The 19,325-nt window shown below is 62.3% G+C and carries 19 protein-coding genes; 7 read left to right on the top strand and 12 right to left on the bottom strand.

What is annotated here, in order from left to right:
- The 5 genes from V6L75_RS14830 to V6L75_RS14850 form a co-directional block, all read right to left on the bottom strand.
- Nucleotides 1-717 carry a CpaD family pilus assembly protein gene (locus V6L75_RS14830; protein ID WP_334252260.1) on the bottom strand — a complete coding sequence of 239 codons (717 nt, stop codon included), beginning with the start codon at nucleotides 715-717 and terminating at the stop codon, nucleotides 1-3.
- Complete coding sequence (locus V6L75_RS14835) at nucleotides 710-2,140, bottom strand: type II and III secretion system protein family protein (RefSeq protein ID WP_334252261.1); 1,431 nt, start codon at nucleotides 2,138-2,140, stop codon at nucleotides 710-712. The genes V6L75_RS14830 and V6L75_RS14835 overlap by 8 nt, the downstream gene beginning before the upstream one ends.
- Before the next feature lie 49 nt (nucleotides 2,141-2,189).
- On the bottom strand, nucleotides 2,190-2,972 hold the full coding sequence (gene cpaB / locus V6L75_RS14840) for a Flp pilus assembly protein CpaB (RefSeq protein WP_334252262.1): 783 nt from the start codon (nucleotides 2,970-2,972) through the stop codon (nucleotides 2,190-2,192).
- Between the two features lie 180 nt (nucleotides 2,973-3,152).
- On the bottom strand, nucleotides 3,153-3,662 hold the full coding sequence (locus tag V6L75_RS14845) for an A24 family peptidase (RefSeq protein ID WP_334252263.1): 510 nt from the start codon (nucleotides 3,660-3,662) through the stop codon (nucleotides 3,153-3,155).
- Nucleotides 3,663-3,799: 137 nt separating this feature from the next.
- Nucleotides 3,800-3,988: a Flp family type IVb pilin gene (locus V6L75_RS14850; protein ID WP_334252264.1), complete on the bottom strand. Its 189-nt coding sequence runs from the start codon at nucleotides 3,986-3,988 to the stop codon at nucleotides 3,800-3,802.
- A 333-nt stretch (nucleotides 3,989-4,321) separates the two neighbouring features.
- Between V6L75_RS14850 and V6L75_RS14855 the strand changes: the two genes are divergently transcribed.
- The 5 genes from V6L75_RS14855 (at nucleotide 4,322) to V6L75_RS14875 (ending at nucleotide 8,804) form a co-directional block, all read left to right on the top strand.
- A complete protein-coding gene (locus V6L75_RS14855) occupies nucleotides 4,322-4,807 on the top strand; it encodes a pilus assembly protein N-terminal domain-containing protein (protein ID WP_334252265.1) in 486 nt (161 codons plus the stop codon).
- A gap of 156 nt (nucleotides 4,808-4,963) precedes the next feature.
- Nucleotides 4,964-5,476, top strand: a complete 513-nt coding sequence (locus V6L75_RS14860; protein WP_334252266.1) for a TadE/TadG family type IV pilus assembly protein — start codon at nucleotides 4,964-4,966, stop codon at nucleotides 5,474-5,476.
- Nucleotides 5,477-5,562: 86 nt separating this feature from the next.
- Nucleotides 5,563-6,075 carry a TadE/TadG family type IV pilus assembly protein gene (locus V6L75_RS14865; RefSeq protein WP_334252267.1) on the top strand — a complete coding sequence of 171 codons (513 nt, stop codon included), beginning with the start codon at nucleotides 5,563-5,565 and terminating at the stop codon, nucleotides 6,073-6,075.
- Between the two features lie 120 nt (nucleotides 6,076-6,195).
- A complete protein-coding gene (locus V6L75_RS14870) occupies nucleotides 6,196-7,608 on the top strand; it encodes a bifunctional enoyl-CoA hydratase/phosphate acetyltransferase (RefSeq protein ID WP_334252268.1) in 1,413 nt (470 codons plus the stop codon).
- On the top strand, nucleotides 7,605-8,804 hold the full coding sequence (locus V6L75_RS14875; RefSeq protein WP_334252269.1) for an acetate/propionate family kinase: 1,200 nt from the start codon (nucleotides 7,605-7,607) through the stop codon (nucleotides 8,802-8,804). Before V6L75_RS14870 ends, V6L75_RS14875 begins: the two co-directional genes overlap by 4 nt.
- A 13-nt stretch (nucleotides 8,805-8,817) precedes the next feature.
- On the opposite strand, the gene V6L75_RS14880 is transcribed toward V6L75_RS14875, so the two are convergent.
- From V6L75_RS14880 to V6L75_RS14910, 7 genes are all read right to left on the bottom strand, one after another.
- Complete coding sequence (locus V6L75_RS14880) at nucleotides 8,818-9,726, bottom strand: phosphate/phosphite/phosphonate ABC transporter substrate-binding protein (protein ID WP_334252270.1); 909 nt, start codon at nucleotides 9,724-9,726, stop codon at nucleotides 8,818-8,820.
- Between the two features lie 97 nt (nucleotides 9,727-9,823).
- Nucleotides 9,824-10,684, bottom strand: a complete 861-nt coding sequence (locus V6L75_RS14885; RefSeq protein WP_334252271.1) for a DUF1186 domain-containing protein — start codon at nucleotides 10,682-10,684, stop codon at nucleotides 9,824-9,826.
- Nucleotides 10,685-10,756: 72 nt separating this feature from the next.
- On the bottom strand, nucleotides 10,757-13,255 hold the full coding sequence (hrpB, locus tag V6L75_RS14890; protein WP_334252272.1) for an ATP-dependent helicase HrpB: 2,499 nt from the start codon (nucleotides 13,253-13,255) through the stop codon (nucleotides 10,757-10,759).
- Between the two features lie 42 nt (nucleotides 13,256-13,297).
- A complete protein-coding gene (glk, locus tag V6L75_RS14895; RefSeq protein WP_334252273.1) occupies nucleotides 13,298-14,326 on the bottom strand; it encodes a glucokinase in 1,029 nt (342 codons plus the stop codon).
- Nucleotides 14,323-14,766 (bottom strand): methylglyoxal synthase, encoded by a 444-nt coding sequence (locus V6L75_RS14900; protein WP_334252343.1) that lies wholly within the window; start codon nucleotides 14,764-14,766, stop codon nucleotides 14,323-14,325. The genes glk and V6L75_RS14900 overlap by 4 nt, the downstream gene beginning before the upstream one ends.
- 131 nt (nucleotides 14,767-14,897) lie before the next feature.
- Nucleotides 14,898-15,770 (bottom strand): DUF1194 domain-containing protein, encoded by an 873-nt coding sequence (locus V6L75_RS14905; protein WP_334252274.1) that lies wholly within the window; start codon nucleotides 15,768-15,770, stop codon nucleotides 14,898-14,900.
- A 120-nt stretch (nucleotides 15,771-15,890) separates the two neighbouring features.
- Nucleotides 15,891-16,646 carry a DUF1194 domain-containing protein gene (locus V6L75_RS14910; protein WP_334252275.1) on the bottom strand — a complete coding sequence of 252 codons (756 nt, stop codon included), beginning with the start codon at nucleotides 16,644-16,646 and terminating at the stop codon, nucleotides 15,891-15,893.
- 599 nt (nucleotides 16,647-17,245) lie between these two features.
- On the opposite strand from V6L75_RS14910, the gene V6L75_RS14915 reads away from it, so the two are divergent.
- Nucleotides 17,246-18,256 carry a sugar-binding transcriptional regulator gene (locus V6L75_RS14915; RefSeq protein ID WP_334252276.1) on the top strand — a complete coding sequence of 337 codons (1,011 nt, stop codon included), beginning with the start codon at nucleotides 17,246-17,248 and terminating at the stop codon, nucleotides 18,254-18,256.
- 60 nt (nucleotides 18,257-18,316) lie between these two features.
- On the top strand, nucleotides 18,317-19,297 hold the full coding sequence (locus V6L75_RS14920) for a BMP family lipoprotein (protein ID WP_334252344.1): 981 nt from the start codon (nucleotides 18,317-18,319) through the stop codon (nucleotides 19,295-19,297).
- Nucleotides 19,298-19,325: the final 28 nt, after the last annotated feature.

Raw genomic sequence — 19,325 nt, forward strand, 5'->3', positions numbered from 1 at the left:
TCAGTTGTTGCCCACGCCAGAGACATTGGCACCGGTACCTTCCTTGTATTCCGCTGCCGTCTGCTCGCCCTTGCGGTACTTCTCGAGCACAACCCCGCGCCTGTTCTGATCCGAAGCCCCAGTCGCGCGCGGTCCCAGGAGGTCCGCCGGATTGGCGACCATGGCGGCAAGATTGGACTGCGTTGCGCAGCCGAAATCATAATAGTCGTTGTTCGGGCCGATGGTGCTGGCGATGTTGTCCGGCCATGTGCCGCAAGGCCCTGTCGCGCCCTTCACCCGGGCGTAAGAGAGGCGGACCGGCGTCGAGAGCCGGGCATCCGCAACACCATAGCTGCGGACCTGCACGTTCCGCTGCGCCACACCGCCCTGCACAAGCGCCGCCCGGATCTGCGGCACCACCGTGCTGGCGGCGATCTCGTTGGCTGAACCGGACGGCACCAGCACTTCGACCATCGACGCACCCGAGGCACGTGCTTCCGCACCATACTGGGCGATCCGGGCCGTATAATCGCGCCCCAGATTGCGGGCCGAGGCAGCGAGCGGAATATCCAGAACTTCCGCCTGCTCGGTGACCATGATCGGGTGCCGGGCACGGTAGTCGTTGGATGCCATGACAGCGGGCGTGGGCTGGGTCTGACATCCGGCCAGGACAGCTGCCGCGCAAACGAGAATGGCAGTTTTCCCCTTCAAGGAGCGCTTGGCCTGTTCCCTATTCATAGATGAACCCCACCTGGCCCTGATAGCTGCCCGGAACCGGAGCACCGGCGGTGTTGAACACCCGGTTCAGCTGATTGAAGAAAATGGCCTCGCCATCGGAGGAAGGCGCAAAGTTGCTATCCGGCCGGGCAAGCGCGCTCTGCGCCACCGGTTTGACAACATATGGCGTGACGAAAACCACCAGCTCAGTCTGCTGACGAAGGAAGTCGCGGCTCTTGAACAATGCCCCAAGCACGGGGATCTGCATGAGCCCGGGCACTCCGCTCACGGTCTGGCGGTAGCTCTCCTTCAGCAGACCCGCCATCACAAGCGTGCCGCCAGAGGGAAGCTCAACCGTCGATTCTGCACGGCGCACCTTGATGGCCGGAATCGTGATGCCACCCGTCATTACCGCACCTTCATCCGAAAGCTCGCTGACTTCCGTCTTGATGCGCAGGCTGATATTGCCTTCATTCAGAACAACGGGCGTGAAATCCAGGCCCACACCAAATTTTTTGAACTCGATGCCAAGCTTGTCGCTGTCATAACTCACGGGAATGGGGAACTCACCGCCGGCAATGAAGCTGGCGTTCTCGCCGGAAATGGCGGTCAAGGTCGGCTCGGCCAGGGTGCGTATGACACCGTCACGCTGCAAAGCGCGGATCTGCGCGGAAAAACTGTTTCCTCCGGACGCGAAAGTCCCCAGCAGACTGCTCTGCGACGTGATCCCGGTATTGACAGGGAAGCTGGCTGCATTGGCAATGCCGAGGCCAAAGCTGCCGCTTGACAGCGTGCCGGCCATGGTGACGCCAAGCTGTTTAATGACCGAACGGTCGACTTCAGCAACCGTCACCTTGAGCTGAATCTGATCCTTGCCGCCAACGGTGATCATGTTCAGTACGGCGGTGGAACTCTCCTGGCCTCCGCTGCCTCCGGACTGCGCCAAAAACCGTGCGGCCAGATCAGCCGCCTTCTGCGCGTCGCCAGTGCTCTGGGCCGTGCCTGTCAGCACAACGCTTCCATTGAGTGAATCTGCGCGGATATCCGTGTTTGGCATCAGCTTGCGGATGATGGCATTCAGATCCGAGGTATCCGGCTCAACCCGAACGCTGAAGCTGGCAATCTCGCGGCCGGAGGTGCCGAAGAGTACCACGCTCGCCTGACCCGCCTTGTTGCCGACAACGTAGATACGGTTGCGGCTGCGCACGGTCGCATCGGCGATCTCTGGCTCGGACACCAGCACATCTGCCACATCTTCGGCGATATCTACCACAACAGAACGGCCAAGGCCGACACGCAGGATACGCTCGCCCGCCCTTTCGCCAGCGGCGATGCTGACCGATTTGGGGAAGCCCTGCGCCGCGGCGGGCGCCGCAGCACCCAGGAGAGCGCCGAAAGCCACTTGCCCTGCCAGCAGCATCACGGCCAGCCATCTCCAGGTCATGGCCTTTTCCTTCCGGTTTGCTGTTCTGCCGTCAATACGCATCGCGGCCTCACTGTCCTGCGCCATTGCTGGAAACGCCGTAGCGCACGAAGTTGACGCCGCCCGTATCCCTGCGCGGCGCATCGTCCACTGCGCCATCGGCAGAATCCTGCGCACTGCGCAGCGTCAGCGAGATCTTGCCGAGCTGCTGCGCCTGGGCAATCACCTCAGCCTGCTCCGGAGAGAGTTCCAGCGTGGCCGTGCGCTCAGGCTCCACAATCTTGACATCCCGCTCTCCGGCGATGATCGAGTCGATCGCCAGAACCCTGACGTTCTGCAGGATCGTCTCGGTGATCGCGCTTGTGACACTGCCTTGAATGGTTCTGCTGAGGATCACGTCAACCTTGTTGCCTGGCAGGATGAAGCCGCCAGCCATCGTCTCCGTTTCGACAGAGACAGCAATAGCGCGCATGCCTTTGGGCAGAACGGATGCCATATAGCCATCGGCGGCTGTGATCAGGCGCTGCTCGCGCAGCGGCTCCCCATTGTAGAGCGGAGCCTTGGCAATCTGCCCTGCCATGGAACTCTCTGCCTCAGGCTGCTGGTCACGGGTGATGGCACCAGCCGGCAGTACATCTTTCGGCCAGTCTGCCCATTTGAGGTCTTGCGGTTGAATCAGTTCGCCAGGTTTCACGTCGCGCGTAACGATGAGGACGGGAACCGTTGGCTGGGCAGCAACCTCTGCCTGAACCGGAGCTGGTTGTTGTGGGGCACGCGATGATATCACCATGCGCGCCGCGAGAAGTCCCGCGCCGATCGCGATGCCGAGCACCAGAAGCCTTGCATGTTTCATCGCAACTCATCCACCAACACAAACCAGCCCTTTGCAGGCTTGCCGTCAGTGTGGCAGGCAATTCGTCAAAACATAGTTAACCAAGGGTGAGGAGAATTGGTTAACTCAAGTTAACTGATCTTGAGCACTTCCGGCACTCTTCTAAAGACATGAATGCAGATAAAACAGAAAACAGCTAAGTCACTGACCGATCAATGCGAACCAATGACTGAAAGGATAAACGTGAAGCGCGGCCGCTGCGATGGCAATTCCGTAGGGAATGCCAGACTTCTGGTCAAGCAGGCGGGCAGACCAGTCATGCCGTCCAAACATTTCAGGCACGAATGGCATCTGGCGCAACTGTAACAGCCCAAGCGTCAGCACCATGCCGTAGACAGCGGTCAGAAGCACGAATTCGGTCAAGGGCTGGCCAAGTCCGAACCAGAGCGCAGCAGCGGCGGCAAACTTGGCATCACCGCCACCCATCCACCCCAGAGCGAACATCATAAAACAAGCGGACAGAACAAGAGCGCCTGCCGCGAGATGCAGACCAAACATGGAGACAGGCATGCCCGTCGCGGCCGCCAGGATGCAGAAGGCACCGGCGAGCAGGAGAGACACCCTGTTGGGGATCTTCATGGTCAGCAGATCAGACGAGGCAGCAAAAGCGGCCAGAACCGGAAAAACGACGAGAAGGGCTGCTTCAATCATCCTGTTCCACCGGGGTATAGTATTGATACCAAGACACTGATACGCCAGCACACCCGTGTGACATAAGAGCTCAAGCCTTCGATTGCCGCATGCCCCGCTCCGTCCAGAAAACGGGGCATGCGAGCAATTGTTGCGGATCAGCCGCCGCCGCCGCCCAGCGCTGCCTGAAGAGCCGTGTTGACATTGGTGAACACTGCGGTCAACGAACCGCCCGTCGCCTGCAGAACGCCCACGATCACGACCGAGATCAGACCTGCGATCAGGCCATATTCAATGGCGGTTGCGCCGGATTCATCCTTGGCGAAACGCGCGAAAAGCTTCTTCATCTGGTTTGCTCCATTGTCACATGATTGACAGCTCCGCTCGTCGGCCTTGTTTCCGGCCGATCGAACTTGAGCTGACGCTACGACCTCCGCGTTTCCATCTAGTTAAAATTATCCGCATTTATCAGAAGCTGCCTCGATGTTACTTTATTGGTTAATGAAAAACTGTCCTTATAGGTAAAATTTTCCTATAATTTTTCAAATAATCAAAAGTATCGATACATGGTAAGCGGACCTTGCAGATTAGAAACTGGAGCTTCGCATTAGGGTTTCATTCACCAAAAAACGCCATGATTGAAAATATTCATGAGCTTCGCCGCCCTGATGGAGTGAGACATGCCGCGCATCCCACATTCGCTCATACCGCTGGCTGGACTGGCCGTTCTGCTGCCGGTGGCGCTGGCTGCCGCCGAGGGTGTCTCCGTTCCGGTGGATCAGTCGAAGGTCTTCCGGATCGAGCAGCCTGCGAGCACCGTGATCGTAGGCAACCCTGTCTTTGCAGGTGTGACAATGCATGACCGTTATACTGTTGTTGTCACAGGGAAGTCAGCGGGCACCACGAATCTGATCATCCTGGATGCCAACTCCGAGCCGATTATCGATGAGCCGCTCATCGTTACATCGGGATCGCAAAACACCGTCACGGTAATGCGCAAAGACACGCGCTACAGCTACAGCTGCGCACCGAATTGTGACGCGATACCCGTGACTGGTGATGGCAAGGATGCGTTCTCGACAACCGCCGAGCAGATTACTCAGCGCGACCAGATGGCACTGCAAGCTGCGGGCAAGGCAAGCGCAGGTCAGCCGATACAGCGCTAGAGCAGGCTCAGCAAAAGCGTCAAGCGGTTTTGCATCGGGAATTGCGTGAAGACAAATAGATAGAGCACTTCCGGTAGCTCCGCTTTCATTGAACGTGCTCTGGACAGGGGAATACAGAAGGTGCAGCAGGACAGCAGGCACAAACAACGGCGAGGCGTGTTCCGTGCCTTCCGGCGTGACCGTTCCGGGGCGACGGCGATCGAGTTTGCGATTGTCGCCATGCCGTTCCTGGCCGTTATCTTTGCCATTATCGAGTTCGGCCTTGCCTTCTTCATCAACCGGATTCTGGATAATTCGGTGGCGGATGCGACGCGGCTGATAAAGACCGGTCAGGCGCAGAAACAAGGCCTTAATGAAGCTCAGTTCAAGACGGCCGTCTGCCAGCAGCTCACAACTGCCCTTTGCAACGAAAGCCGGCTTGAAGTCGATGTGCGGGTCTTCAACAGTTTCTCGCAGATTGCCTTGCCGGATCTTGTTGATGCAGACGGAAACACGACGAACCGGTCCAGCTATGCCACCGGCAAAGGCGGGCAGATTGTCGTCGCCCGCGTGATTTACCGGTGGCCGATGTTCACTTCACTGCTGCAGACGAATGCCGGAGACACCGGAAACATGGAACGTCTGCTGATTTCTACTGCCGTTTTCCGCAATGAGCCTTTCCCATGGTGAGCCTTCGCATCCTGCTTGCAGCCCTGCACAAGGCCTTGGCGGCGCGCGGATCTTCAGCCCGCCGCCTGATACGCGACTGCCGGGGTGTGGCTGCCGTCGAATTTGCACTCATCCTGCCGCTCCTTCTCGTTTTGATGATCGGCATGGCAGAGACCACGACAGCGCTCAGCTATAAGCGGAAGATATCTCAGGTAGCCTTTTCGATGGCTGACCTGGTGTCGCAATCATCCAGCCTATCCTCTGCCGAGATGGACGACATCATGGTGGCAGCCCGAGCCATCATGGAGCCTTTTCCCGCAGATGACCTCACAGTGGTGATTGCAAGCGTGAGCTTTGACTCAAAAGGCAAGGCAACCGTGGACTGGAGTGTGAACCAGGCCGGCGGCACCCCCTGGAGCAAGGGCTCGGCCCCGCCGCTGAACTTCCCTGAGGGAACAGCGCAAGCGGGAACCAGCATCGTCATTGGCCGCGCCAGCAGCACTTACGTCCCCCTTTTCGCCAGCATGGCGCAGAGCCTCTTCCCGCGTGCTGCATCGATTTTCATGGAAGACACTTATTTCCTGTTGCCGCGGCTGAGCAACCAGGTGACATTTAATTAGGGTGCCAAAATTTTCGTCAGGGACCTTTGAGCTGCGTCATGGGCAGCTGTCATCATCGCTGCGAAAAGCCGTGCGATGCTGTGTCAAACGGCAGGCACAGGCAAGACCGAGGCAGAACGCATGGCAAGCAACCGCACCTACGACCAGATCACCATTGGCGAAACGGCAACCGTTTCAAGAACCTGCACTGCGAACGACCTTTATATCTTCGCCCATGCCTCCGGCAACACCAACCCGCTGCATCTGCCGAAAGCGGAAGGAAGCGTGCGCGACGGTGAGCCTCCCTTTGCGCCCTCCATGTGGATCGGCGCCCTTGTCTCCGCCGTTCTTGGCAACATCCTCCCCGGCCCCGGCACAATCTACCGCAGCCAGACATTTTCCTTCCATGGCCGCGTCCTTCTGGGCGACACGCTGAATGTCAGCGTGCAGGTGCTGGCCAAGGAAGCTGACCGGATCGTGCGGCTCGCGACACGAGTAACCCGTGCCGATGGTACGGCCGTGGCGGACGGCATCGCCATCGTCACTGCACCCGACGAGCAGATCACCTTCGACACGGCGGACCTGCCGTCGCTGCTGCTGGAGCGTCACCGCCATTTCGACCGCTTCATCAGCGCCGCCCGGCGTTTGCCGCCGCTGGTGACGGCTGTGATTGCCCCTGAAGACGCAAACTCGCTGGGCGGGGCGCTTCTTGCCGCGAACGAAGGCCTGATCCGGCCTATCCTGATCGGGGACCGGGCGAAGATCGAAAAGACCGCCCAGTCGCTGGGAGCTTCCCTGGATGCTTTCGAGATAGAGCATGTGCCCGATGAAGCCGATGCCGCCGCACGCGGCGTTGCCATGGTGCATGAGGGCCGCGTCTCGGCGGTCATGAAGGGACATCTTCACACCGACCTCCTGCTGAAGCATGTGGTGAAGCGCGACGGCGGCCTGCGGACACGGCGGCGTATCAGCCATGTCTTCGTCATGGATGTGCCCGGCCATCCCACGCCGGTGCTCATTTCCGATGCTGCGATCAACATCGCTCCGGATCTCGAGACCAAGGTCGACATTATCCAGAATGCCATCAATGTCGGCCTCGCCATCGGCCTCGACGAGCCCAAGGTAGGCGTACTCTCGGCCATCGAGACGGTGAACCCGGCCATTGCTTCCAGTCTGGATGCGGCGGTCCTGTCCAAGATGGCTGAGCGCGGCCAGATCACCGGCGGCCTCGTGGACGGGCCGCTGGCCATGGACAATGCCATCGACCTGCAGGCCGCCCGCACCAAGGGCATCAATTCGCTGGTGGCAGGCCGGGCAGAGGTGCTGATCGTGCCGAACCTCGAGGCCGGCAACATGCTCGCCAAGGAACTGACCTTCCTCGCCCATGCCGAGACAGCCGGTCTCGTTGCCGGTGCGAAGGTGCCGGTGATCCTGACCAGCCGCGCCGATGATGACCGGGCACGCCTTGCCTCCTGCGCGCTGGCACTGCTGTATCAGCACTGGCTGACCACGGGAGCCTCAGCGGTCAGCGGCGAAATGGATCCCGCCGAATGAGCGCCGCACAGATGGGTCAGGCGGTGCTGGTACTGAATGCCGGCTCCTCATCGCTGAAATTCAACCTCTACCAGGGCACGGCAGAGCTGCTGAAAGGCCAGGTCGAGGGTATCGGCAGCATGGCCATGCGGCTGAAGGCACAACGGCCCTCCGATGGCACGCGGCTTGACGCGACACTGGAAGCCCCTGCCGGAGCAGCTTCGGCCACCGGTCACGAAGCAGCCCTTTCCGCGGTTCTGGGCCTCATCCGTGAAGCCTTTGAGGGCCTTCGGATTTCAGCGGCAGGGCACCGGGTGGTGCATGGCGGCATTGGCTTCGAGGCCCCTGCCGTCATTGATGATAGTGTGATGGCCGAGCTGGAGCGACTGGTTCCCCTCGCCCCGCTGCACCAGCCGCATAATCTGGCCGGTATCCGTGCCGCGCAGAAGGCCTTCCCCGATGCGCTGCAGGTCGCCTGTTTCGACACAGCCTTCCACCGTAACCACCCTTGGGTGAACGATGCCTTTGCCCTGCCGCTCTCACTTTATGACGAGGGCGTGCGGCGCTACGGCTTTCACGGCCTGTCCTATGAATACATCACGCAGCATCTGGCGGAGACGGCGCCGGAGGCCGCAAAGGGCCGGGTGATCGTAGCCCATCTTGGCAATGGCGCTTCCATGTGCGCCATCGCGGAGGGCCGCAGCATCGGCTCCACCATGGGCTTTACCGCGCTTGACGGCCTGCCCATGGGCACCCGATGCGGTCAGCTGGACCCGGGCGTGCTGCTCTATCTGATGCAGGAAAAGGGCATGACGGCAGCGGCAATATCGGATCTGCTCTACAAGCAGTCCGGCCTCAAGGGCCTGTCCGGCCTCAGCCAGGACATGCGCGAGCTGGAAGCCGCCGGCACGGAAGCGGCCCGCAAGGCCATAGACTATTTCACCTTCCGCGTCCGCCGCGAAATCGGTGCCATGGCGGCCATTCTCGATGGCGTGGACACCATCGTCTTCACCGGTGGCATCGGCGAGCATGCGGTCAACGTCCGCCAGGCGGTCTGCGCCCCGCTCGGCTGGCTGGGTGCCAGCCTTGATGAAGACGCCAACCGCAGCAGCGCCCGCATCATCTCCACGCCCACCTCCCGCGTCACCCTCATGGTGGTCCCCACCAACGAGGAAGAAATGATCCGGCGGCATACGGTAAAGGCACTGGAGACGTAAACAACAGCCCGGTTCACGGCGGCGGGAGGTCCCCTTCACCGCCGTCTTCCGGCACAGGCGCAAGAGCAGCAGATTGCTGACCGGCAATCTCCTTCAGCATCGCCTGCCATTGCGGCTCCAGCGGCAGCATCACGGCGGAGAAGTCTTCCGGCAGCACCGGCACGAAGCCGCCGCCGAAATCCGGCTCGATGGCGAAATAGGCGCCCGGCGCTTCGTCCTGCAGGGCGGAGAGCATCTGCCGCAGCCGGTCCTTCAGCTCGGGTGCCACATCGGAGCGCACCACATGTACGGCAAAGGGAATGCGCGGCGACTGCCAGACGACCGTCAGCCGGCCCACATCCAGCCGCATCCTGTCATAAGCCTGCATCAGGGTTCCGGCACTGTAGCCGGTGTCTGCCTCGCCCAGCAATGTGGACCAGCCCAGCGCAGCTTCGGCCAGTCCGTCATAAAGCGCGGCAAGCCCTTCCTCAGGGCCGGAAACGGGCACAAGCGCGGAGAAAAACTGGCGCGGATCGCGTCCTGAAGCGGCAAGACCGGCCAGTGGCACGCGGAACGCTGCCGTGGAGCGGGCAGGTCCAATGGCCAGCCGCTTCCCCGCCAGCGCCTCCAGAGACGGCACTTCACCGGCCTTGGTCATCAGAATGGCATGAAACCCGTCTGCCCCGTCCCCGTCACGGGGCGCGGCCAGCGGCTCGACACAGGCGCAGGCCTTGCGTGCAGCCGCATAGGCCGTGGCAGACAGACGGCCGTACTGCACGTGACCGGCGATAAGGGCGTCCGTCAGTTCACCCAGCGTATCCATGAGAAACAGGTCGGCCGGAAGGCCCAGCCGGTATTCCAGCTCGTCGCGGAAGGGTTCGGCCTCGGACCGGGCATCATCGCGCCCGGCCGTGACCACCCCGATGCGGAAACGGCTGCCCATGTCCTGCGCCAGTACCTGCCCAGCGGCCAGCGGGGCAAGCACCGCAAGGCAGCAGAGGGCAAGGCAGTAGACAGCAAGGACCGGCAGCCAGCCGCCGTCAGTTCGGCAGATAGGGCTCTTCGTCCTCGGCAGCTTCCAGGAAGGGCACATCCATCCACTCGTCTTCATCGCCATCCCAGGACCATTCGCCCAGAAGCTCGACCGTGTCCTCGAAGGGGAAATAGCGGTTCGACGCCATCCAGAGCTCACGGGATTCTTCGTTTTCTTCCGACAGGCTGGCCGCTTCCAGATGAAGGGCGAAGTCTTCCGGGTCCACCGGACGGAAGCCGCCCTCGTCCATCATGATCGAGCCATCGGTGAACAGCTTTGCGATCGGCTCTTCCAGTTCCTCAAAGCCGAGGTCACCGGCGGCACCGATGTAGCTGCCCCAAAGATAGCTGTCCGGTGCCGGGCGCACGGTCTTCGGGAAGGCCTTCAGCACGGAGAGGGCATGTTCGCGCGGCACTTCGCCGGAGAGCACGCCATAGACCCAGGCCACCATCATGGCATCGCGGGCGTAGTCGTCGGCGTTGCGGTCGGAGAACCCTTCCTCGAAGACGCTGTAGCCGCCCGGATTGAGCGCGATCAGGATCGGCCCCATGGTTTCGATCAGGCAGTCGCCAAACAGGGCTTCAAGATCCTGATCCGTGCTGCGCAGCAGGCGCATCAAGGGCTGGAAGGCTGCGGTGACCTTGAGATCGGCCAGGATATGCAGCGCGAGGAAGCAGGCATCACCCTTCGCGTCGAGCTGGCTGAGCTCACCCGTGCCGCCCGCCACGCGGTCTTCCAGAATGGCCATCAGCGCCGGAACGGAGGCGGACGGAGTGGACAGGCATTCGCGGACGTCAGCCTCCGGGAAGCCCTCGCCTGCGGTGAAACGGGCGATGATGTCCTTGGGGTCAAAGGCGGCGGCGATCATGGCAGATACTCTCTTGGAACTGAAGTTGACGCAGATCTACCACGAAGGCCGCCGATAAGCGACCACCAAGCTCTACGTTCCACGTGGTTTGGCGCGCCTTGTCGCTTCTGCGGATGCGGGGTCATCCGGCCAGGGATGGCGCGGATAGCGTCCCTTCATCTCTGTCTTCACATCCGCCCAGGACCCAGCCCAGAAACCGGGAAGATCCCGCGTGATCTGGATAGGCCTGTGAGCGGGCGACAGAAGTTCCAGTGTCAGCGGAATGCGGCCATCAGCAACGGCCGGATGCCGGGCGAGACCGAACAGCTCCTGCACGCGGATGGAAATGGAGGGGCCGCTCTCTGACCCATAATCAATCGGCACATGCGAGCCGGTGGGCGCGGTAAAATGTGATGGCGCCAGCCGGTCTATCTCCGCCGCGCCGCCATAACCCAGCAGCCCGGCAAGCGCATTGCCGAGGCAGGCGGCATCCACGTCCGAAACACGGGTGAAGCCCGCCATATAAGGCAGCAGCCAGTCTTCCAGCGTTTCCTGAAGGGCAGCGTCGGAAAGGTCCGGCAGATGCTCTGCCCCTGAGGCCCGCACAAAACCGGCTCTTGCGCGCAGGCGCAGCTGATCGTTGCTCCAGGGCAGACGGGCAACACCCCGGCGGGCAATTTCTCCCAGCAGCGCCTTTGCCACCATCGCCGCATCCGGGCTGGCTATCTGCCGGGAGGCAAGCTCCAGCGCACCCAGCCGCACAACACGGCGCGCCCGCACCAGACCGGAAGGCTCCAGCCGCACGTCATCGGTTTCCGCGATATCAGCGGCAAAGATCGTCTCGATGGCTTCAAGCCCAAGAGGCGCTGCCAGCATGATGCGGCCTGACTGGGCCTTGCCCTGAATATCGGCAATGGCAAGGAAGGGCTCACCGGCCAGCGCATGCTCTTCGGGCAATTCCGCCCCCCGCCCATTGGCAAGGCGGAAGCGCCCGCGCTGGCCGCGCCCTTGCGCCACCCGCTCGGGAAAGGCCAGTGCCAGCACTTCGCCGGCCAGTTCCGGCGCGCCGCCATCACTGTCCTGCTCCGTCTTCGCACCGCCTTCTGCAGCCATCTTCTGCCAGCGTGCCGCAAGGGCGCGGGCATCGCGGCTGCGCGGATCATTGTCCCGGCGCAGGCGTCTCACCCTCTCGCGCAGATCCACATCCATGCCGCCAAGGCCGGGCTCGGACAGAATGGCCGCCACCTCACCCGCCAGCCGTCCAAGACCCAGCGCCTCTGCCTCCACGATCATATGCGCCAGGCGCGGCTCGATGGGCAGACGCGCAAGGCGCTGACCATGCGGCGTCAGGCGGCCTTCGGCATCAAGGGCGTGAAGCTGCGTCAACAGGCTGCGCGCTTCTGCCCAGGCACCCGAGGGCGGGGCATCGGGAAAGGACAGAGTGGCCGGGTCCGCCGTGCCCCAGGCTGCCAGATCCAGCACCAGCGAGGAGAGGTCCGCTTCCAAAATCTGCGGCCGTTCGGCCGGCATCAGCGCCTGTGTCTGCGCTTCATCCCAGAGCCGGTAGCACACGCCCGGCTCCGTCCGGCCCGCACGGCCGCGTCGCTGGTCTGCCGTTGCCCGTGACACGCGCACGGTTTCCAGCCGCGTCAGCCCCGTCTGCGGCTCGTACCGCGGCACGCGGGAGAGGCCGCTGTCGATCACTGCGCGCACACCTTCGATGGTAAGCGAAGTCTGGGCGATGGAAGTAGCCAGCACCACTTTGCGCTCGCCCTCCTTTGCCGGGCGGATGGCAGCATCCTGCGCCTTGCCGTCGAGCGCACCATAAAGCGGGGCGATGTGCACATTGGCTGGCACCTGTCCCTCAAGCGCTTCGGCCACCCGGCGGATTTCGCCCTGGCCGGGCAGGAACACCAGCAGCGAGCCATGCTCCTCGGCCAGCGCCTTGCGCACCGCCCGCACCACTTGCGGCTCGATCCGCTCTTCCGCCTTGCGGCCGAGATAGCGGGTTTCAACGGGAAAACTGCGGCCCTTGCTTTCGACGACAGGCGCCCCGCCGAGCAGCTTTGCGACACTGGCTGCATCCAGCGTTGCCGACATGGGCACCAGCCTCAGGTCATCGCGCAGCGCGCCCTGCACATCGAGCGCCAGTGCAAGGCCGAGATCGCCTTCAAGCGAGCGTTCGTGAAACTCGTCAAACAGAACACAGGCGACGCCGGCGAGTTCCGGGTCATCCAGGATCATGCGGGTAAAGACACCCTCGGTGATCACCTCGATGCGGGTGCGGGCGCTGACGCGGCTTTCCATGCGCACCCGGTAACCAACAGTGCCACCCACCTCCTCGCCAAGGCTTTCGGCCATGCGCCGGGCTGCGGCACGGGCGGCAAGGCGGCGCGGCTCCAGCAGCAGAATACGGCCATCACCGCGCCAGGGCGCATCCAGCAGCGCCAGCGGCACACGGGTGGTCTTGCCCGCACCGGGCTCTGCCACCAGCACCGCATTGCTTCCCGCCTCAAGCGCCGCCAGCAGTTCCGGCAGCGCCGCATCAATGGGCAGGGGCGGTGACCGCCAGGTGTCCACTTGTTCAGCCACGCGGACCTCTCCTGCTGCCTGCCCCGGTCATGCGCGCAGGCATCAATCCTGCGCGGACCAGTGGCGGCCCTTGGTGCCGACGGCAAAGCGGCCCGGGGTGCGGGCGTATGCGGCAAGTCCGTCCACCGCCGGGTTGGGATGATGGATCAGGAACACAGGGATCGAAGCCATCAGCTTCGCGTGCGGGGCCTTGGCTTCGAAGGCGGCGCGGAAGCCGCCCTTGCGCAGGAAAGGCGCAATGTGGGACGACACGCCGCCCGCAATGTAGACGCCGCCACGGGCCAGCACCGACAAGGCAAAATCCCCCGCCACACGGCCAAGGCAGCGGGCGAAGACCTCCAGCGTTTCCACCGCCACCGGATCGCCAGCACTGGCGGCCTGCGTGATTTCTGCTGCAGAGGTGAAGCGCGGTTCGGCCTTGCGGGCGCGGGCGACAGCCCCGGCAAGGCGCGGCAGGCCGGTGCCGCTCAGCACCTCTTCGGCGCCGATGCGCCCGCCATTACGCGGGATATGCGGCCAGATCTCATAGTCTTCCGGCGTTACCGGTCCCAGTTCCACATGCCCGCCCTCGCCGGGCACGGGCACCCAGGTGTCCGCCGCGTAGATCATCGCCGCCGCTCCAAGACCGGTGCCGGGGCCGACCACGAACTTGGAGGCCCCCGCCAGAGGCTCCCCGCCGCCGATCTGCTCGATATCGTCACCGGAAAGACCAGGAAGCGCCAGCGCCTGCGCCTCGAAATCGTTGAGGATCACCACGTCCCTGAGGCCAAGAACGGCAATCATCTGCAACGGCTCCACCACCCACTTGGCATTGGTCAGCGGAATGCGGTCACCGGTCACGGGGCCGGCAACGGCAATGACCGCCGAGCGTGGCGCAGGCACGTCCTGCCCCTCAAGGCAGGCGCGGATGGCAGCGTTTATGTCCGGGTGCGCAGCCGTCGGCTGGGACGGCAGCTTAAGGGCGGGCGTCGCGTCATCCAGCACAAGGGCAAAGCGTGCGTTTGTTCCGCCCACGTCCCCGACCAGAACGGGGAAATCGAACGGGCGCTTGCGTGTCTCAGTCAGGCTCATGTGCGCGGGCCGGCCACTTCTGGAGTATCGGAAGAACTGCGCAGACCGGTGAGCCGGGCCGAACGCAGCAGGATTTCGGCGGTCGACAGGTTGAGCGCCATCGGGATGTCGTAGACCAGCGCGAGGCGCAGCAAGGCCTTCACATCCACATCATGCGGCATGGGCGAAAGCGGATCGGCAAAGAAGATGAGCCCGTTGAGGCGGCCTTCGGCAATCATCGCGCCAATCTGCTGGTCACCACCGAGCGGCCCGCTTTTCAGCGGCGTCATGTCGAGGCTGGGGCAAGCGGCCTTGATACGCCCGCCTGTCGTGCCCGTTCCGACCAGCCGGTAGGCAGCCAGCTTTTCCTCATTGCGCTGCGCGAAGGCAACCATGGCGTCCTTCTTGGCGTCATGGGCCACAAGGGCCAGCACCGCGCGTTCTGCCTGCATCCGCATCATCTCCCGCAAGATCACACCGGCGCAAAGGCGCCATGACATTCACGGCACCAGCTTTAACGCCTTGCGCCGGAAACGCAAAGTGCGAGCTGAGCCGCGATCACAGGAAGATGCCGGAAACCGGAGGGCAAGAATTAGGGGTCCTCATAGATGAAACGCCGCTGCTGCCAGCGCCGTTCGCCCTCCAGACAGAAGGGATCGATGCCTTCCGCCACACGGATCACTGGAGCTTCGCGCAACTTGCGGGGCTGAGGCAGCGCCGGCATGGCGATTTCCAGCACCAGCTTGCGGCGCACCGCTTCGGCAAAACGCTCCGCACCGCGCACCGGCACGATGAAGGAGCCGGGGCCGCCGATGACGCAGGTCTCGTAGTAGCGGTCGAGATCTGCCATGTCGAACCAGCCCGGCCGCACATCCTTCAGCTGCAGCGGCAAGCCGTTGATGACGATGCCCTGCGCCACCACCTGATCGCGGGCGGCAGGCGCATAAGTGCCCTGGTTGTTCGGGCCATCGCCGGAAATGTCGATCACCTTGCGCGCGGCCCTGTGGGGCATGCTGGCAAATTGCTGTGCCGAAAACAGCAGGGCATCACCAATTGCGGTGCGGTAGGCGCGGCTGATGGGAGCTTCTCCCAGAGCGTCGGCAAACCGCTGGGCGCTGGCTTCGTCCGAGACCACATGCCAATCCACCAGAACCGAGCGGGACAGGGTGCCCGCCCATTCCACATAGGTGACCGCAATGCTTCCGGTCAGGCCGCCCCGGATCGCCTCCAGAACGTCCGGCGAGGTGATCGCCTGCATGTAGCCCTGCCGCTGCAGCCGCTGCTCGTCGATATCCATGGAGTAGGAAATATCGACCGCCAGAACAAGCGCCACATCTACGTCCTGCCGCGTGTTCTCCTGTGCGGCCGTGCCACCGGTGACAGCTGTAACAGCCAGCAGGCCCAGTGCCGCGCTGAGCCATCCGGTGCATGAGCGCAACCGGCGCAGAGTGTCGAAGGGCGTCATTCCGGACCTCCCCTTGCTCCGGCAGCGCCAATACGCCGCCTGACATGGAAAAGTCTGTCAGTCCCGCCGGGAAAAGCCGAATCCCATCTTCGTGAGCGGCGGCAAGCCACCACCTCACATCTAGTCAAACAGGTTACAGCTAACCATCTTCCGGCCTGCTGCGGGCATGATCAGCGGCTGGTCCTCCATCAGCCCGGCGATCTCAAGCACCAGCTTCATGCGGATGGCATCGGCGAAGCCGTCCTTGGAGCGTACCGGAATCGCAAAGGCTCCCGGCCCGCCAATGACGCAGTCTTCGTAGTAGTGATCGAGATGGAGCATCGCTTGCCAGGCGGAGGTTTCAGACTTCATCATCAGCGGCAGCCCGTTGATGGTGACGCCTGCGGAAATCACCTTGTCACGCATATCTGTGACGGTACCGCCCTGATTGTTCGGCCCATCGCCGGAAATGTCGATGACCCGGCGCAGCCCTTCATATTGGTTGGAAGCTATCAGATCAGCGGATTTTTCAAGCGCTGCGAAGATCGAGGTTCTCTGCACCTGCCGCAGAGGCGCCTCTGCGATACGTGCAGCAAAGGCGGCAGCGGTTGCCTCGTCCTGGATGATGGACCATTCGGCAACAGTGAAATGCTCGCCCACCCCGCCCCATTCAAAGTAGGTGACTGCAATTCTTCCCGTCGGCCCCTCGCGGATGGCGGCAAGCACTTCCTTCGAGGTCAGGGCCGAGACATAGCCCGCGCGCTGCACCTCCTGCTCGTCCCGGTCCATGGACTGAGAGATGTCAACGGCGAGCACCAGCTCCACATCCACTTCGGCATCCGCCGAATAGGCCGTGTGAAACTTGCCGGAACGTTGCGGCTCTGCAAAAGATGTCATTGAAGTAAGTGCCAAGATGGCAAGACTGCCTATCGCAGCACCGCAAGTTGACAGTCTGGATCTGCACAGTGTGAGACGCATGGTTTTCTCCATGTTCTGGCCAAAGCCGGTTTCCCACACCCCCCTCTTTACTTTTATCCTTGCGGCTGAACAGACGGTTAATCCGAAAATATCGACAATTTGCCTGTATTTTCAGAGCCGGAACACTTGCCGTGTAGAATAGTTCCAAGCAAGCGTTATGCCACAGATGAAATGGTGAAATTGTGCTGGCAAATCAAAAAGACGCACAGATTGCGCTTGTATAAGATGCCCGGCAAAAATTGCCTATCAATCGGCATATTTTGCCGGATCAGGGCATTCACAGGGCAATTACTGCCCATCGTCCGCGCACACTGTACTCACACCCAAGCAGCCCTGCGGCCATCAATACACCAAACGAAAAGCGCAAGTTTCAGCCGGAAAACCCGCCAAATCCGCTTGACGGCGGACAAGCAGGCAGGCATCCTCCCTGAAAGAATTCACAGCGGCTGAAGAAAATTTCAGTCAGGCAGGAAATCAGCAGCCAGGCGGAAGACCTGGACAAGCAGACGGGGCATTTCGTGCAGGACGAGGATTGGACAACCTATCTCTCGATCCGCGCCGCGTGGCTTTCCTTCGTGGGGGGCAATACGCAGGGCGAGATTGCAGCGCGTCTTGGCGTTTCTCCCGCCAAGGTACACCGTCTCATTGCCCATGCCCAGAAGGAAGGTCTGGTCCGCTTCCAGATCGAGGGCCGCCCGATCGAGTGCCTGGAGCTGGAAGACGAGCTGACACGGCATTTTGCTCTGACCAGCTGCATCATCGCACCGGACCTTGGTGGCGGCGACCAGACAACGGCAATCCGGGCTGTCGCTTCCGTTGCAGGCCCTTTCCTCTCCACGCTGCTTGCAGGGCCTGAAATCCGCCAGCTTGGTGTTGGCATGGGCCGGACACTGAAAGCTTCGGTGGCGGCCATGCCGCGCATTTCCAGGCCGGATCTCGCCATCATCTCCATTTCCGGCTCGCTGATGCGCAAGCTGTCGGCCAACCCGTTTGACATTGTGCAGCCGCTGATCGAGCGCACGGGCGGGGAAGGCTATTATCTGCCGGTGCCCTATTTTGCCGAGAGCCTGGAGGAACGCGACATGTTCCTCGGCCAGCGCAGCGTGCAGGATCTTCTGGCGCGTGCGCGGCGCTCGGATGCCTTTGTCGTTGGCATCGGCTCCATTGATGATGACGGTCATCTGGTCCAGCGCGGCATCATCCAGAAGGACGATCAGGACGGACTGATGCGGAGCAGCGCGGTCAGCGACCTGATGGGCCGTTTTGTCACCATTGAGGGCACACAGGTGCCCGTAAGTCTTGGCGAGTGCGCCGTCGGTCTTCACTACGAAGAAGTCCGCGGCTCTCGTGTCATTGCGCTGGTGGGCGGGGAGAGCAAGGCGGAAGCCACGCTCGCTGCGCTGCGCACCGGTGTCATCACCGACCTGGTCGCGGATGAGACCCTGGCAAGGGCTCTGAAGCAACGGCTCGGATCGAGCGGACCTGTGGCGGCAGCAGCGCTGCCCGGCAGTGTCCATGAGGGGAAGTAAGCGGGGCCAGCCATGGTGGCTGGACCAGTGCCGGAGGATAAGAACGTGAAGAAGTTCCTGATGACGGGCGCCGCCATTGCAGGCGTCATGATGGCCAGCACCGCCTTTGCAGCGGATTTCAAGCCGGCGGTCGTCTATGACCTCGGCGGCAAATTCGATAAGTCGTTCAACGAATCCGCCTATACGGGCGCCGAGAAGTTCAAGAAGGACACGGGCGTCGAATACCGTGACTTCGAAATCCAGAACGATAGCCAGCGCGAGCAGGCCCTGCGCAATTTCGCCAAGCGCGGCATGAGCCCGATCATCGCCATCGGCTTCTCGCATGCCAACGCAATCGAGAAGGTCGCCAAGGAATTCCCGGACATCCAGTTCGCCATCGTCGACATGGTCGTGGACCTGCCGAACGTCCGTTCCATCGTATTCAAGGAGCATGAAGGCTCCTACCTCGTCGGCCTGCTGGCTGCCAAGGCATCGCAGACCGGCAAGGTCGGCTTCGTCGGCGGCATGGATATCGACCTGATCCACAAGTTCGCCTGCGGCTACAAGCAGGGCGTGATGGCCACCAACCCCCAGGCTGAAGTCTTCCAGAACATGACCGGCACCACCGGCGCGGCATGGAACGACCCGGTCAAGGGCGGCGAACTGGCCAAGTCCCAGTTCGACCGTGGCGCGGACGTTGTCTATCACGCCGCTGGCGCCACCGGCATTGGCGTGCTGCAGGCAGCAGCTGACGCAGGCAAGCTCGGCATCGGCGTCGACAGCAACCAGAATGCCCTGCATCCGGGCAAGGTCCTGACCTCCATGCTGAAGCGCGTGGACGTGGCCGTGGACAAGGCCTTCACCGACGCCAAGAACGGCCAGTGGACCAGCGGCATCGAAGTGCTCGGCCTCGCCGAAGGCGGCGTGGACTATGCGCTCGACCAGTATAACGAGAAGCTGGTCACCGCCGACATGAAGGCTGCAGCCGACCAGGCCAAGGCCGACATCATCTCGGGCAAGATCACCGTCCACGACTATATGACGGACAAGACCTGCCCGTAATCACCTGAGGGAACGCGGCCCTTGCTCC

It is taken from the genome of Pannonibacter anstelovis (assembly GCF_036881715.1).
GTDB classification, from domain to species: Bacteria; Pseudomonadota; Alphaproteobacteria; order Rhizobiales; family Stappiaceae; genus Pannonibacter; species Pannonibacter anstelovis.